Here is a 14514-nt window from a genome sequence, read left to right as displayed (position 1 = left end):
GGAGGGTGCCGTCGGCCGGCACCCTCCCGCGCGCTGAACCGCGCCGGAGGGGACGTCGCCGTCGGACCGCGAGCGTGAGCGCGGCGACGCCGAGTGCCTCGCGTTCTTCCTGGCGCTGGTCACGGCGGCCCTGGTCATGGCGGGCCTGGCGCTGGCCACGGACCTGGGGCCGCTCCTGCGCGTGCTGTTGAGCCTCGGCGCGTCCGGGCTGGCGGGGGCGCTGACGCTGGCGTTCACCCGCCCGTCGCTGGAGGACTGACCTCCGGGCTGGGGCCGCGGCGGCGTCAGGCGGCCGGGCGCAGACCCCGCAGGAACACGGTCAGCAGCCAGTCCTCGAGGTCGTCCCGGCAGGACTCCAGGGCCGGCAGGGGCGGCCGGGTCACCGCGATCAGCCCGTTCATGTAGGCCCGGCCGGTGACGTCGTCGCCCACCAGGCCGGCCTCGCGCGCCAGGTCCACGGCCCGGTCCGCGAGCCCCATGACGGCGTCCTCGGCACGGCCCATGGCCTCCGCGGGCGGGGTGTCCTCCTCCTGCATGCGCTCCTGGGCGGCCAGCAGGGAAGCGAGGTCCTCCGCGGCCAGGCCCCGCGCCAGCGCCTCCCAGCGTTCCGCGACCGGCCCCGTGCCCTCCACGAAGCCCCGGAGCAGGGTCTCCAGGCGCTCCACCACGCGCTCGAGCACGGCGGTGAGCAGGGCCCGCCGGGACGGGAAGTGGCGGTACAGCGTGCCGACGCCGACGCCCGCGGCCTGCGCGACGGCCCGCAGGGACGCGTCCGGCCCCTGCTCGGCCACCAGCCGGGAGGCGGCGGCCACGAGGTGGCGGCAGTTGGCGAGGGCGTCGGATCTCATGCCGGTCATCCTCCCATCCGCACCCCCCGGGACACGGCGCCACCCCTGGTGGGACGCCCGCGGTGCACCGGGTCCGACCGCGGGATGAGCCGGCCCCGCGACAGTCCCTCCCGCGCTCCGATCCCGACGGCGGGGCCCCGCGGGACCCTGGTGGCATGGACATCACCTCGCCCCGCTCCGCCGCGCACGACGCCGGCGCCCACGCCCTGGCCACACCCCTCGCCCACGCCGCTGCCCCGCCGGCCCCGGCCGTCTCCGCCCGCGGGCTGACCAAGACGTACGGCCGCGGGGACGCGGCGGTGCACGCGCTGCGCGGGGTGGACGTGGACGTGGAGACCGGCCGGTTCACGGCGATCATGGGCCCCTCCGGCTCGGGCAAGTCCACGCTCATGCACTGCCTCGCGGGGCTGGACACGCCGGACGCCGGCGTCGTCACCCTGGGGGACACGGTGATCACGGGCCTGTCCGACGCCGCGCTGACCCGCGTGCGCCGGGACCGCGTGGGCTTCGTGTTCCAGGCGTTCAACCTGGTGCCCACCCTCACGGCGGAGCAGAACATCGTCCTGCCGATGGAGCTGGCCGGACGCACCCCGGACCGGGCGTGGCTGGCGGAGATCGTGGACCGGCTGGGCCTGTCGGACCGCCTCGCCCACCGTCCGCACGAGCTCTCCGGCGGCCAGCAGCAGCGGGTCGCGGTGGCGCGGGCGCTGCTGACGCGGCCCGACGTCGTCTTCGGGGACGAGCCCACCGGCAACCTGGACTCGGCGACCGGCGCCCAGGTCCTGGACCTGCTGCGGCGCGCCACGCGGGAGACCGGGCAGACCGTCATCATGGTCACCCACGACCCGGTGGCCGCCGCCGCGGCGGACCGGGTGGTCCTCCTGGCGGACGGCGCGCTGGCCGGGGAGCTGCACGCGCCCACGGCCGAGCGGGTGGCCGAGGCCCTCACGGCCCTGCAGCAGGGCCGGCCCCTCCCGCAGGGCCGGCCGCTCCCGCAGGACGGGGGCCGCTGAGATGTGGACCGTGGCCCTGTCCCAGCTGCGCGCCCGGCGGCGCCGCTACGCCTCCGTGGTGCTGGCCGTGCTGATCGGCACCATGTTCCTGGCCGCCTCCTTCCTGGTGGCCTCCACCGCGCAGGCGACCCTGCGCACCACCCTCGGCTCCGTCTACGCGGGAGCGGACCTCGTGATCCAGCCCGAGGACGACCCCGAGACCTCCGCAGACGCCTCCGGCCCCCCGCCCGGGCAGCGGCTCGCGGCGCTGGCCGGCACCCCGGAGACGCCCGGCGCCCTGGCCCGCCTCGACGACGTCGCCGAGGCATGGGCGCCCACCCCCGGGTTCGCGGAGGCCGCCGCGCCGGGCGGCGGGACCCCGCGGCCGGCGGCGGTGATCCCCGCGCCGGCGCACCCCGACCTGCTGGGGGTGCGCGCGGTGGCCGGCGCCCTGCCCGACCCGGCCGACGCGCGCGGCGTGGCCGTGGACGAGGAGACGGCCCGCGCCCTCGGCGTGGGCGTGGGCGACGAGCTGCCCCTGACCGGGGAACCGACCCGGGCGCCCGTGCGCGCCACGGTGACGGGCCTGACGAGCGTGTCCCCGGACCCGATGCTCTCCTCCCAGGCCCAGGTGTGGGCGTCCCGCCCCGTGGCACAGGACCTCGCGCCGGACGGGCAGGTCCCCTACACGACGGCCGTGCTGCTGCGCCTGGCGCCGGGCGCGGACCGGGAGGCCGTGGCGGAGGCCGCCGCGCGTGCCCTCCACGACGACGGCGTCCCTGCCGCCGTGCAGACCCCGGACCAGGCGGTGCGCGACCAGCTGGCCTCGCTCTCCGGCGGCACGGACCTGCTCGGCTGGGTGCTCGGCGGGTTCGCCCTGCTGGCCCTCGTGGTGACGGCCCTGGTCATCGCCAACACGTTCCAGGTGCTCGTCGCCCAGCGCACCCGCGAGCTCGCCCTGCTGCGCGCCGTGGGCGCCGAGGCCCGGCAGGTGCGCGGCGCGGTGCTGCTGGAGGCCGTGGCGACCGGCCTGACGGGAGCCGTGGCCGGCGTCGTGCTGGCCGTGGGCCTGACCGCGGCCGTGGTGGCCGTGGCGCGCGGCGCGCTCGGCGCGGACGCCCTCACCCTGGGCGTGGACTGGCTCCCGCTGGCGGGGGCGGTGGCGCTGGGCACGGCCGTGGCGGCCGTCGCGGCGCTGGGCCCGGCCCGGGCGGCCACGCGGGTGGCCCCCGTGCAGGCCCTGCGCCCGGTGGACGAGGCCCCGGTGCGCTCCCGCGTCGGCCTGGTGCGCGCCGGGCTCGGGCTGCTGCTCGCCGTCGGCGGGGCGGCCCTGATGTGGTGGGGCGCGTGGGGCTCGGCGTTCGCGGCCGCCCTCGGCGGCGGCGTGCTCTCCTTCCTCGGCGTGCTCCTGCTGGCCCGGCTGTTCGTGCCCGGGGCCGTGCGTGCGGCCGCCGTGCTGGCCCGCCCGGCGGGGGTGCCGGGCCGGCTGGCCGGGCTCAACGCCGTCCGGCACCGGCGGCGCACCGCGGCGACGGCGTCCGCCCTGCTGATCGGCACCACGCTCGTGGCGCTCGTCCTCACCGGCGGGCGCACCGCCCAGATCCGGCTGGACGCGCTCCTGGACGAGGAGTACCCCGTGGACCTGGTGGTGTCCGTGCCCGCGGGCGGGGACCTCGCCGCCGCCACCCGGGCGCTGGGCGCGGTGGACGGCGTCGGCTCCGTGGCCGCGGCGTCCCCCGTGGGCGCCACGGTGAACGGCAGCCCCGCCTACGCCGTGGAGGCGGACGCGCTGCGCTCCGTGGTGGCCGCCCTGCCCGACGGCCAGGACCGCGCCCTCGGTGACGGCGCCTCCGTCCTGGTGCCCGCCTGGGCGGGGGCGACCACGGAGGTCGTGGTGGACGGGAGGGTCTCCGGGCTCGCCTCCGTGCGCGGCTCCGGGCTCACCACCGGCGTGTTCCTCACCCCCGAGACCGCAGAGTGGGTGCGCCGGCACGGGGTCGCCGCGGACGCGGGCACCGCCTCCGACGCCGCCGGCCCCGCCGCCGAGGACCAGGCCGTGGCGGGACTCGTGCTGGTCGCCGCCGCGGACGACGTCTCGGTGAACCGCCTGCAGGAGATGTCGGCCGCGCTCACCGCCGCGGCCGGCGCGGGCGCGTCCATCGTGGACGGCGGCGCCGCGGAGCGCGCCGTGTACGCGCAGATCATCGACGCCCTGCTGTGGATCGTCGTGGGGCTGCTGGCGGTGTCCGTGCTGATCGCGCTGATCGGCGTCGCGAACACGCTGAGCCTGTCCGTGATCGAGCGGACCCGGGAGAACGCGCTGCTGCGGGCCCTCGGCCTCACCCGGGGCGGGCTGCGCGGGATGATCGCCGTGGAGGCGGTGCTCGTGGCCGGCGTCGCGGCGGTGCTGGGATGCGGGCTGGGCGTGCTCTACGGCTGGGCCGGCTCCCAGCTGGTGCTGGGCCAGCTCGTCGCCCAGCTGGGCGAGGACCGGGCGCTGGTGTGGCCCGAGGTCCCGTGGGCCGAGCTGGCGCTGGTGGTGGCGGTGGCCGCCGTCGCGGGCCTGCTGGCCTCCCTGGCCCCGGCGGGGCGGGCCGCTCGGCTCAGCCCGGTGGAGGGGCTGGCGACGGTCTGAGCCTCTTCCGCCTCCTCCCCGCGGCGCGCCCCTCAGCGGGTCGCGCCGCGGGTGAAGATGGCCTCGCGGACGTCGTCGTCGTCCTCGAGGCCGGCGCCCAGGCCGGCGCCGATCGTGGCGAGCCCGCCCACGAACCAGGCGAGCTTGGCGTACTGCCACGGGCTGGCCGGCTCCCCCGTGACCTCCGTGAACACGTCCCCGTCCACGAGCAGCAGCGCCCCCGCCAGGGCGGCCAGCATCAGCAGGGCGTGGAGCACGAGGACGCCGATGACCACCGTCAGGACGGTCGCCAGGTTGAACACGGCCACCTGCTCCCGCTCGGCGGCGCGGCGCGGACGCTCCCACAGCTTCGCGCCGACCACCAGGGACAGGCTCACGGCCGCCACCGCCAGCAGGCCCAGCAGGGACATCTGCACGCCGTCGTAGGCGGCGGAGAGCATCCACAGGTCCGTGGTGAGCAGGGTCAGGGCGCCGGCCGCGAGGGCCGTGGACATGGAACGGGTCAGGGACACGGCCAGCAGCCACGGCCGGTTGCCCCGCACCGTGCCCAGCAGCAGGCGCGCGTTGGCACGCAGCACCCGCCAGGTGAACGACGCCCCGGACTCGTCCGCGCGGGCCTCCACGTCCTCGGCGCGCTGCCGGGCGCGGGCCACGGCGGCGGTGCGCTCCCCGGCGGAGGGGGCGCCGTCGTCGGGGTCCAGGCCGAGCACGCGCGCGACGACGTCCTCCACCGCCTCCCGCGCGCCCCCGTCCGCGAGGTCCAGGGAGACGACGCCCGCCGCGTGCACCGGGGACACCTGCGACCGCAGCGTGTGCGGCCCCTGGACGAGGGCGTGGCCCGTCAGCCCGACGGCGACGTCCCAGTCCTCGTCCAGCATGCGGTCGCGGGTGATCTCCAGCAGGTCGAGGGAGTCGTCGTCGGCGTCGCCGACCTCCTCCGCGCTCACGACGACGTCCCAGGCCAGGCCCGGGTAGGCGGCGTCGAGGCGGGCGGCCAGGGCGGGGCTCACCCGGCCATTGTCCCCCGGGCCCCGCTGGCGCATGCTGGGCGCATGAGCGCACAGCACACCGCCATCCCCTCCGGCTCCCCGATCTGGATCGACTACTCCGCGGGCGACTTCGCCACGCAGCAGGCCTTCTACTCGGCCCTCTTCGGCTGGACCTTCCAGGACCAGGGCGAGGACTACGGCCACTACACCATGGTGCGGGCCGGCGACGCGGTGATCGGCGGCGCCATGGACGGCGAGCTGTCCGCGCAGTTCTCCGGCGGCCCCGTCCAGCCCGCCGCCTGGACCGTCTACCTCAAGACCGAGGACATCGCCCGGACCCTCGGCCTGGTCGCCGAACACGGCGGCCAGGTCATCGTGGAGGCCATGCCCGTCGGCGAGCTGGGCTCCATGGCCCTGGCCATGACCCCCGGCGGCGAGGCGGTGGGCTTCTGGCAGCCGGGCGAGTTCTCCGGCCACGACCTCCCCCTGACCCCCGGCACGTCCGTGTGGTTCGAGGTCATGTCCAAGGACTTCGCGGCGGACGCGGAGTTCTACCGCGCCGTCTGCGGCTGGGACGTGGTCCCCCTGGGCCCGGACGGCCAGCAGGACGACGCCGCGCCGGACGAGGACGGCATGCCGGCCTACGCCACGGACCACACCGGCGAGCAGGCCACCGCGGGCCTCTGCGACGCCGCCGCATGGCTGCCGGAGGCCGTGCCGAGCCACTGGCGGGTGTACTTCCAGACCACGGACATGGACGCGTCCGTGAAGGTCGTCGAGGAGAAGGGCGGCCGGATCGTGGACGGGCCGATGGACTCGCCGTTCGGCGTCGTCGCCTCCGTGGTGGACCCCGCGGGCGCCACCTTCCAGCTGAACCAGCCGCCGGCACGCGGCTGAGCCGCCGACGCCATGGACCCGAGGACGCGCACGCGCCGCCCCCTCCTCCCCCTCACGACGGCGGCCCTCGCCCTGGCGCTGGGCCTCACCGGCTGCACGGGCGGGCCGCAGGAGGCGGCGTCGTCCGCCGCGGCGTCCGAGACCACCTCCGCCGCCGGGGACGTGGTGCGCGGAGGCGCAGAGATCGATGCCCCCGAGAGCGCCGAGCCGCTCTCGAATGCGCGGGCGGCCGCAGAGGGGGACGACCGGGCGGCCTCCGCGCGGGCGTCCCACGAGGCGGCCGCCTCCTCCGAGGCGACGGCCGTGCCGCGGCACGCGGTGGTCACGCTGCCCGCCGCCCTGTTCGAGACGGGCGGCGGAGGCACGACCTTCGACGCCTGGGCGCGGACCACCGACGCCTGGCAGGCGGACGGCTCCGACCCGCGGATGCCCGACCTCGGCGGCTGGGACCCGAAGACCGAGCCGGTCGTCGCCGAGGCCGTGCTCCCCGCCGACCAGGACAGTCTCAGGAACCCGGGGGTGCTGACGGTGCCGGTCTCCGGCCCGGGCGTCACGCACCGGCTGGTGCTGCTGTGCGAGCACACCTCGCCGCGGCGGGACGAGGAGACCGCCGGAGTGGACGTCGTGGCGGGCGAGACCCACGCGGCGATCGCCTCCAGCCTGGGCTGCACGCCGATCGATGTGCGCCACACGGTGCGCCCGGAGCACATCGTGGACGGAGCCGTGCGCTACGAGTTCCAGGTGGCGCCGCTCGAGGCCGGCCGCCTGGCAGTGCTCCAGGGCCGCTGACACCGCGCCTCCGCCCGGCGCCGACCGTTTCACGCACGAGAGCGATCCTGAGCCCGTCCGCTTCACGCACGAAAACGGCGGGGGTCAGCCGGAGAGGCCGTACTCCTTGAGGAGCTTCCGAGCCTCCTTGGTGCCGGCCTTCTGCAGGCGCAGCAGCTGCGCGTAGATCCCGCCGGACTGGGCCAGCTCGGCCGGCGTCCCGACCTCTTGCACGCGCCCGCCGCGCAGCGTCACGATCCGGTCCACGGACGCGATGGTGCTCAGCCGGTGCGCCACGATCAGGCTGGACCGGCCCACCATGAGGTCGTCCAGCGCGGACTGCACGAGCCGCTCGGACTTGGTGTCCAGGGCGGAGGTCGCCTCGTCCAGCACGAGGACCGGCGCGTCCTTGAGCACCGCCCGGGCCACCGCGATCCGCTGCTTCTGCCCGCCGGAGAGCCGCAGGCCGCGCTCGCCGATCAGCTGCTCGTACCCGTGTTCGAACTCCTCCACGAACCCGTCCGCGAACGCGGCCTTCGCCGCCGCCCGCACCCGCTCGCCGGAGGCGTCCGGGTCCGCGTAGGCGATGTTCTCCCGGATGGTCCCGGAGAACAGGAACGGCTCCTGGAACACCGCGGCCACCTGCCCGCGCAGCACCGCCAGGTCCAGGCCCGCCACGTCCCGGCCGAACACCTCCACCCGCCCCGATCCCACCGGGTACAGGCCCATGAGCAGGTGCGCGAGGGTCGACTTGCCGCCACCGGACTCGCCCACGAGCGCCACCTTCGCCCCCTGCGGGATGTCGAACGTGACGCCGTCCAGCACCGGGCGCTCGGCCTCCGGGTCGTAGGCGAAGGTCACGTCCGCGAAGCGCACGGCCGGCACGTCCGCACCCGCCCGCACCGGCGCCCCGGTGGGCGCCTCGGCCCGGTCCCGAACGACGACGCCGGCCGCCGTCGTCGTCGTGGGCGCCTCCGCGGACCCGACGCCGGCCGGCAGGGCCGCGCCGCCGGACCGCTCGCGCTCCTCGGCCAGCACGCCGAAGTAGTCCTTCGAGCCGGCGACGGCGCGCTGCGCGGAGTCCACGAGGTAGCTCATGGAGAAGATCGGCTGCCGGGCCATGTTCATCAGCTGCAGGAGGATCACCATGTCACCCACGGAGAACAGCCCCCGGGCGGTCCGGACGAACACGATCAGGTACATCACGCCGAACACGAGGTTCAGGGCCAGGCGGCGGCCGGCGTCCATGCCGTGCCAGAACCGGGACTGCTTCCGCGTGATGCCCACGGTGCGCCCGAACCGCTCGGTGAACCCGGCGAGCTCGTGGTCCTGCCGGTTGTAGGCGCGGACCACGTTCATCTGCGCGACGGTCTCGGCGAAGCGGCCGGAGGCGATGTCCACCTCCGTGTTCTTCTCCCCCTCCCAGACCTGCCACTTCGCGGAGGTCTTGGCGGTGAGCCACATGTACACGGGGAACACGACGGCCAGCAGCACGGCCAGCGGCCACCAGTAGAACGCGGTGATCACCAGCACGGCGGCCGTGGTGATGAGCATGGTGAACGCGTTGTTGGAGAAGAACTGCAGGAACTGGGTGAGCTCCGTGATTGACCGGTTCAGCCGGTTGACGATCCGCCCCGTGATCGCGGTGTCGAAGTACCGCTGGGGCAGGTGCAGCAGGTGGTCGTAGTACCGGCCGGAGAGGGCGGCGCGCATGCGGGCCGCCATGACGTCACCCCAGTAGCCGCCCACGCTGACGACGGCGGTGGTCGCCACCTCGACCGCGAGGAAGGCCAGGGCCAGCCAGGTCACGGCGGCGACGGCGTCGTCCAGGGTGCTGCGGCCGGCGATCGCGTCAACGATTCTGTTGGTCGCGGCGCCGATGAGGAACGGGGTGGCCAGGGACAGCGCGGCGGCGAGCACCGAGCAGACGGCGATGCCGAGGTAGAGGGGGGTGAGCTGGGGGGCGAACCGGAGGATGCGCAGCAGGGATCTCACCGCTCAAGGGTAGACAGCCGCGGGAGGCCGGCACCCCGCCGGTAGAGTCACCGGCCATGAGGATCCCCGCGGTGTGCGCCGCCGTCGCCGTCGTGACGCTGCTGGCGTGGGGGTTCACCCAGGTGGTGCCGGCGTCCCCGGGCGCCTACGTGGCGGTGCTGACGGCGGCCACGGTGGGCTTCGGGCCGTTCTACGGCGTGCCGACCCGGGCGGTGGTGGACCTGCCCTGGCGGCGGCTGCGCCGGCTGCGCGCCCTGGCCGCCCGCGCCCACACCCGGTGGCTCGCCCGGCAGCTGCGGGTCGCGGGCTCCGACGCGCGGATCCGCCGGAGGATCCGTTCCCGCACGGACGTGCTGGCGTTCCGGCGGGAGGCCGTGGGGCGACTGCTGAACCACGGGCTGTCCGCGGTGCTCCACGCGGCGGCGGGGGTCGCGCTGGCGGCGGCGGGGCACCCGCTGTGGTGCGTGGTGGCCGTGGTGGCCGGCCTGCTGTGCACCAGCTCGTCGGGGCGGATCCGCAGGCCGGTCTCCTCGCGGGTCTCCCGCACGGCGGTCTCCAGCGGCGTCTCGCCCGGCTCGTGCTTGCCGCCGGGGAACATGAACACGGCGGTGCCGGCCTTGCGGACGGTGAGGACCCTGCGATCCGGGCGGGCGATCACCACGGCGGAGACGCGGATCTCGGCGGGCTCGTCCGAGCGGGCGGCGGGAGCGGTCATGCCCCCATCCTCCCCCGCGGCGGCTCAGAACAGGGTGAGGGCGACCTTCCCGGCGATCCCCAGCACCACCACGCCCACCGCGCCGTCCACGATCCGCCAGGTGCGCGGCGTGTTCATCAGCGGGGCCAGCTTGGCGCCGCCCCAGCCCAGCACCAGGAACCACAGGGCGGAGGAGGCGACGGCGCCGGCGACGTACAGCCACTTGTCCGCGCCGTAGCCCTGGGCGAAGGTGCCCATCATCACCACGGCGTCGAGTATCGCGTGGGGGTTGAGCAGGGAGACGGAGAGGCAGAGCAGCACCAGCCGCGGCAGCGGGGTGAGCGCGGGGCGCGGCGCGGCGGAGGCGGGCGCCGTCGTCGAGACCGGGCGGGTGCGGAGGGCGACGCCGCCCCCGGTCCCGGCCGGAGCGGTCGCGGCGTCGGCCCCGGCGTCAGGGCCGGCGGCGACGACGGGCAGGCTGCCGGTCATCGCGGCGACCTCCTCGGCGGTGGGGGCCCAGGCGTCGTCCTCGACCTCGGCGGCGGCGCCGGCGAGGGTGCGGTCGCCTCGGCGGGCGGAGCGCAGGGCGCTGACGCCGAACCAGACCAGGTACGCCACGCCCGCCACGGTGAGCGCGGGGACCAGCCAGGGGGCCCGCTCGGCGGCGGCGCCCACCCCGGCCGCGCCGGCCAGGAGCAGGACGATGTCCGACAGGAAGCAGACGCCGATGGCCGTCCAGGCGCGGTCCCCGCGCACCACCTGGCGCAGCAGGAACAGGGTCTGCGCGCCGATGGCGACGATGAGGGCGAGGTAGGTCAGGAAGCCTGCGGAGAAGACGGTCACGAGGGACGAGGGTAGGGATCGTCCCTGATCCGCTCCAGCGCAGGATCCTTCAGGATCTGAAGCGATCCTTCAGGTCGGCGGGCTACCCTGGCCGCCGTGAACAGCGACCACCTCCGCGCCCTGGCCGCCGCCGTCGACGAGGGCACCTTCGACGCCGCCGCGGCCTGGCTCGGCCTCTCCGGGTCCGCCCTCTCCCAGCGCATCAAGGCCCTCGAGCGGCAGACCGGCCAGGTGCTCCTCACCCGGACCGTTCCCGTGCGCCCCACGGAGGCCGGGGAGCGGATGCTGCGCCTGGCCCGCCAGACGCTGCCCCTGGAGGAGGAGGCGCTCGCGGCCCTCGGCCGGGGCACCGGGCGCCGCGCCCCGCTCCGCGTGGGCGTGAACGCGGACTCCCTGGAGACGTGGTGGACCCCGGTGCTGCGCGAGGCCGCCACCTGGGACGACGTCGTCCTCCACCTGCATGCGGAGGACCAGGGCCACACCCCGGAGCTGCTCCGAGAGGGGACCGTGGTGGCCGTCGTCACCGACGACCCCACCCCCGTCACCGGCTGCACCGTCACCCGGATCGGCACCATGCGGTACCACGCGGTGGCCGCGTCCTTCCTCCTGGACCTCCACCGAGACGCCCACGGGCGCGTGGACGTCGCCACCATGCCGGTCGTGGACTACGGCCCCCGCGACGGGCTCCAGCGCACCATGCTGGAGCGCGCGGCCCGGGGGCGCGTCTCCGTCCCGCGCCCGCCCCACCACCTGGTCCCGTCGGTCGGGGCCTACGCGTCCGCCGTCGGGATGGGCCTGGGCTGGGGGATGCTGCCCACCGGGCAGGTGCCCCCGGAGCTCGCGGCGGGCTCCCACCCGGACCTGGAGCTCGTCCCCGAGCTCGGCACCGCCGAGGTGCCGCTCTACTGGCAGCGCTGGTCCGCCGGCACGCCCGCCCTGGACCGGCTCACCGCGGCCGTGACCGCGGCGGCGCCCGCCGAGTGAGCGCCCCGGCGTGGCTCCACGCACGACGACGGCGGGGACCCGCCGGAGCGGATCCCCGCCGTCGCGGGGGTCGGGGCGCCTGGCCCCGCGTCACCGGGCCGGCCCCGCCTTCCGGGGGCCGACGGACGGGATCAGCGGCCGTTGCCGGGGATGCCGTCGGTGCCGCCGGCGCGGTGGCCGGCGTCGCGCACGCCGTCCTGCACGCGGGTGGTGTCCACGTGGTGGTTCTCGGTGTGGGTGGGCTGCACGCGCTGGGTCTCCCGCACGGGCTGGGCGTGCACGACCTCGCGCTTCTTGCCGCGACCGGCGAGGCCGGCGAGGCCGAGGAGGCCGGCGAGGCCCCACAGGCCCCAGTTGCCGTTGTCGTCCTTCTCCTCCGTCTGCTCCGGCTCGGGCGACTGCGACGAGGCCGGGGCCGTGGTGGCGGTCTCGGTCGCCGGGGCGGTCGAGCTCTCAGCGGCGGTGGCGGCCGGGGCGCCGGCGCCGACCAGCACGGCGGCGCTCAGGGTCAGGGCGGTGGCGGTCTTGCGGATGTCAGCCATGATCGTTCTCCTCTCGCCGGCGGCGGGCGCCGACCGGCTTCTGGTGCGGACCCCGGCGGCGGTTCCGCCGACGTCCATCTCGGTCATACCCATGCACCTTATGCAAAGGGGGGTGGGGTTCCGTCAACCCCTGCGGGCCGAAGGAATTCAGTTGATCCATCACCCTCCGACCTGGGCGAATCCGCCTCCGGACCGCCCGGATGGTGGCCGGGAAGAGCCCCCGATCCCCCTGGCCGACGGGCCGCCTCAGCCCGCCGCGAGCATCTCGCGGACCTGCGGCGCGACCCTCGTGCCGTAGAGCTCGATGGAGCGCATCATGGCCGCGTGCGGGAGGGGGCGTCCGAGTGCTCCATGCCGAACCGGCCGGCCCCGAGCGCTCGGTGCGCGCGCCGATCGCGGCGCGCACCAGGTCCGGGTGGGAGACGGCGCAGTCGGGGCGGTGATGCTCCCCCACGCCGATCACATCCACGCCCACCCGGTCCGCGAGCACGCCCTCCGCGACGGCGTCGCGCGGCACCTGCGGCTGGTCCATCCGCTGCCCGTCCGGCGGATCAGCCCTGGGCGGGGCGGATCACGTAGCCGGCGCCGCGCACGGTGTGGATCATCGGCTCGCGGCCGGCGTCGATGCGCTTGCGCAGGTAGGAGATGTAGAGCTCCACGATGTTCGCGCGGCCGCCGAAGTCGTAGCCCCAGACGTCCTGGAGGATGCGGTCCTTGGAGAGCACGGTGCGCACGTTGGCCATGAGGAACTTCAGCAGGTTGAACTGGGTGGCGGTGAGCTCGATGAGGTCGCCGCCGCGGGTGACCTCGTGGGTGCGGGTGTTCATCACCAGGTCGCCCACCACGAGCTCCTCGCCGGTGGAGGCGTTCAACCCGGCCCGGCGCACCAGGTGGTGCGAGCGCAGGAGGATCTCCTCGACGGCGAAGGGCTTGGCGACGACGTCGTCCGCGCCCGCCAGCAGGGCCGCGATGCGGTCCTCGGCCTCGGCCGGGGAGGCCAGGACGATCGCGGGCATCTCGGCCCAGTGGGCGCGGAGGCGGGCCAGGACCTCCAGGCCGCCGCCGTCGGGCAGGCCGGCGTCCAGCAGGGCCAGGTCGGGGCGGCGGGCGGTTCCCTCCTGGACGGCCGCGGCGGTGTCCTTGGCCACGACGGTCTCCCAGCCGAGCAGGGAGTAGCCCATCGAGAGGAGGTCGGCCTCCAGGCCCTCGGCGTCGGCCACGAGGACGCGGACGGGCGAGCCGTCCTGGTGCGTCAGGTCCGGGAGGGACTCGCGCAGCTCGGCCATGGAGGCGGGAGAGACGGTGTGCTCTGCAGAGGTCACGGAGAGGTGTCCTTGTCCGTTGCGGGACCGTGTCCGATCCCTGGTCCCCGGAGGCGGGCGCCCCCGGGCGCGGAGGGCCGGGGCCGGACGGGGGGATGGACTCCGGCGGGCAGCTCTCCGGGCGACGTGCCGGGCCACCGGGGATGAGGCGGCCGAGCCGTAGCCGGATCGTTACTTTACGACGTTGCGCTCACCCGATGGCGCACCACGCAGGTCTGCTTCAGCGCCCTCAGAAGATCAGCCGGGCTCGGGAGGGCTCAGTCGAGGGGCTTCATGGCCCAGTGCGTGGCCAGCGTGCCGAACATGTGCAGCTCGTGGCCGATGTTCACGAACCCGGCATCGGCGAGCATCCCGGCGATCTCCTCGGGCGTGTGGAACGCCCGGGTGGAGGAGGAGAGGTACTCGTAGGCCTCCGCCCTGTCCGTGATGAGGCGCGCCAGGCGGGGCATGATCCGGTGCATATAGAAGCTGGAGAACGGCTTGACCAGGTTGTCCGGCGCCGGGGAGGTCTCCAGGGCGGCCACCCAGCCGCCGGGGCGCAGCACGCGGAACTGCTCGGCGAGCGCGGCTGGGATGTCCGCGACGTTGCGCAGCAGGTAGCCGTGAGTGAGGGAGTCGAACTCGCCGTCGGCGAAGGGCAGGGCCAGGGCGTCCGCCTCCACCCACTCGATGCGGTCCCCGTTCGGGCGGGTCCTGCCCACCTCCATCATCTCGGGCGCGAAGTCCGCGGCGACGACGTGCGCGTCCGGGTGCTGCTTCAGGATCTCCAGGGCGAGGTCGCCGGTGCCGGTGGCCAGGTCCAGCACGCGCGCGGCGGCGGGGACGTTGGCGCGCTCCACGGTGCGGCGCACCAGGCGGGGCTCCTGCCCCCACGTCATCACCGTGTTCATGAGGTCATAGCGGCCGGCGATCGCGTCGAACATGCCGGACACGCGCGCGCCGTGGTCGGCGTCGTGGGCCAGGGAGGCGGGGCGCGGCAGGGGGGAGGGGGAGGTCTCGCTCACC

14 protein-coding genes are annotated in these 14514 nt (G+C 75.9%); 6 read left to right on the top strand and 8 right to left on the bottom strand.

Annotated elements, in window-relative coordinates:
• The first annotated feature begins 136 nt into the window (after positions 1-136).
• Entirely contained in the window at positions 137-259 is a 123-nt protein-coding gene (locus MHY29_RS12305; RefSeq protein ID WP_255718719.1) for a hypothetical protein, read from the top strand.
• A 25-nt stretch (positions 260-284) separates the two neighbouring features.
• On the opposite strand, the gene MHY29_RS08010 is transcribed toward MHY29_RS12305, so the two are convergent.
• Positions 285-848: a TetR/AcrR family transcriptional regulator gene (locus tag MHY29_RS08010; protein WP_239239860.1), complete on the bottom strand. Its 564-nt coding sequence runs from the start codon at positions 846-848 to the stop codon at positions 285-287.
• Positions 849-1003: 155 nt separating this feature from the next.
• Between MHY29_RS08010 and MHY29_RS08005 the strand changes: the two genes are divergently transcribed.
• Positions 1004-1861, top strand: coding sequence for an ABC transporter ATP-binding protein (locus MHY29_RS08005; protein WP_224356108.1), 858 nt, complete (start codon positions 1004-1006; stop codon positions 1859-1861).
• Between the two features lies 1 nt (position 1862).
• Positions 1863-4475 carry an FtsX-like permease family protein gene (locus MHY29_RS08000; RefSeq protein ID WP_239239857.1) on the top strand — a complete coding sequence of 871 codons (2613 nt, stop codon included), beginning with the start codon at positions 1863-1865 and terminating at the stop codon, positions 4473-4475.
• 32 nt (positions 4476-4507) lie between these two features.
• Here MHY29_RS08000 and MHY29_RS07995 read toward each other — a convergent pair whose 3' ends face one another.
• Entirely contained in the window at positions 4508-5485 is a 978-nt protein-coding gene (locus tag MHY29_RS07995; RefSeq protein WP_239239854.1) for a hypothetical protein, read from the bottom strand.
• A 42-nt stretch (positions 5486-5527) separates the two neighbouring features.
• On the opposite strand from MHY29_RS07995, the gene MHY29_RS07990 reads away from it, so the two are divergent.
• Together MHY29_RS07990 and MHY29_RS07985 are read left to right on the top strand one after the other, a co-directional pair.
• The gene (locus MHY29_RS07990) at positions 5528-6361 is read left to right on the top strand and encodes a VOC family protein (protein WP_239239851.1); all 834 of its coding nucleotides are present in this window, start codon (positions 5528-5530) and stop codon (positions 6359-6361) included.
• A gap of 12 nt (positions 6362-6373) precedes the next feature.
• Positions 6374-7150 carry a hypothetical protein gene (locus MHY29_RS07985; protein WP_239239848.1) on the top strand — a complete coding sequence of 259 codons (777 nt, stop codon included), beginning with the start codon at positions 6374-6376 and terminating at the stop codon, positions 7148-7150.
• An 84-nt stretch (positions 7151-7234) separates the two neighbouring features.
• Here MHY29_RS07985 and MHY29_RS07980 read toward each other — a convergent pair whose 3' ends face one another.
• The 3 genes from MHY29_RS07980 to MHY29_RS07970 form a co-directional block, all read right to left on the bottom strand.
• A complete protein-coding gene (locus tag MHY29_RS07980; RefSeq protein WP_239239845.1) occupies positions 7235-9124 on the bottom strand; it encodes an ABC transporter ATP-binding protein in 1890 nt (629 codons plus the stop codon).
• 190 nt (positions 9125-9314) lie between these two features.
• A complete protein-coding gene (locus MHY29_RS07975; RefSeq protein WP_239239843.1) occupies positions 9315-9839 on the bottom strand; it encodes an NUDIX domain-containing protein in 525 nt (174 codons plus the stop codon).
• A gap of 24 nt (positions 9840-9863) precedes the next feature.
• A complete protein-coding gene (locus tag MHY29_RS07970; protein WP_239239840.1) occupies positions 9864-10661 on the bottom strand; it encodes a LysE family transporter in 798 nt (265 codons plus the stop codon).
• Between the two features lie 96 nt (positions 10662-10757).
• Between MHY29_RS07970 and MHY29_RS07965 the strand changes: the two genes are divergently transcribed.
• A complete protein-coding gene (locus MHY29_RS07965) occupies positions 10758-11645 on the top strand; it encodes an ArgP/LysG family DNA-binding transcriptional regulator (RefSeq protein WP_239239837.1) in 888 nt (295 codons plus the stop codon).
• Positions 11646-11776: 131 nt separating this feature from the next.
• Here the strand turns inward: MHY29_RS07965 and MHY29_RS07960 are convergent, their stop codons facing one another.
• The 3 genes from MHY29_RS07960 to MHY29_RS07945 all read right to left on the bottom strand — a co-directional run bounded on the left by MHY29_RS07960 (position 11777) and on the right by MHY29_RS07945 (position 14513).
• Positions 11777-12187, bottom strand: a complete 411-nt coding sequence (locus MHY29_RS07960; RefSeq protein WP_239239815.1) for a WGxxGxxG family protein — start codon at positions 12185-12187, stop codon at positions 11777-11779.
• A gap of 551 nt (positions 12188-12738) precedes the next feature.
• Entirely contained in the window at positions 12739-13473 is a 735-nt protein-coding gene (locus MHY29_RS07950; RefSeq protein ID WP_305080756.1) for a response regulator transcription factor, read from the bottom strand.
• Between the two features lie 293 nt (positions 13474-13766).
• A complete protein-coding gene (locus tag MHY29_RS07945) occupies positions 13767-14513 on the bottom strand; it encodes a ubiquinone/menaquinone biosynthesis methyltransferase (protein WP_239239812.1) in 747 nt (248 codons plus the stop codon).
• Position 14514 lies beyond the last annotated feature (1 nt).

Source organism: Micrococcus sp. ACRRV (assembly GCF_022346985.1).
Classification (GTDB): Bacteria; Actinomycetota; Actinomycetes; order Actinomycetales; family Micrococcaceae; genus Micrococcus; species Micrococcus porci.
This window is presented reverse-complemented; position numbering and strand designations above follow the sequence as displayed.

What these genes read in the sequence shown, in the direction of transcription:
- MHY29_RS07985 (WP_239239848.1), top strand. Translation starts at nt 6,374, where the DNA reads ATGGACCCGAGGACGCGCACGCGCCGCCCCCTCCTCCCCCTCACGACG.
- MHY29_RS07990 (WP_239239851.1), top strand. Translation starts at nt 5,528, where the DNA reads ATGAGCGCACAGCACACCGCCATCCCCTCCGGCTCCCCGATCTGGATC.
- MHY29_RS12305 (WP_255718719.1), top strand. Translation starts at nt 137, where the DNA reads ATGGCGGGCCTGGCGCTGGCCACGGACCTGGGGCCGCTCCTGCGCGTG.
- MHY29_RS07950 (WP_305080756.1), bottom strand. Translation starts at nt 13,473, where the DNA reads ATGGCCGAGCTGCGCGAGTCCCTCCCGGACCTGACGCACCAGGACGGC.
- MHY29_RS08005 (WP_224356108.1), top strand. Translation starts at nt 1,004, where the DNA reads ATGGACATCACCTCGCCCCGCTCCGCCGCGCACGACGCCGGCGCCCAC.
- MHY29_RS08000 (WP_239239857.1), top strand. Translation starts at nt 1,863, where the DNA reads ATGTGGACCGTGGCCCTGTCCCAGCTGCGCGCCCGGCGGCGCCGCTAC.
- MHY29_RS08010 (WP_239239860.1), bottom strand. Translation starts at nt 848, where the DNA reads ATGAGATCCGACGCCCTCGCCAACTGCCGCCACCTCGTGGCCGCCGCC.
- MHY29_RS07975 (WP_239239843.1), bottom strand. Translation starts at nt 9,839, where the DNA reads ATGACCGCTCCCGCCGCCCGCTCGGACGAGCCCGCCGAGATCCGCGTC.
- MHY29_RS07960 (WP_239239815.1), bottom strand. Translation starts at nt 12,187, where the DNA reads ATGGCTGACATCCGCAAGACCGCCACCGCCCTGACCCTGAGCGCCGCC.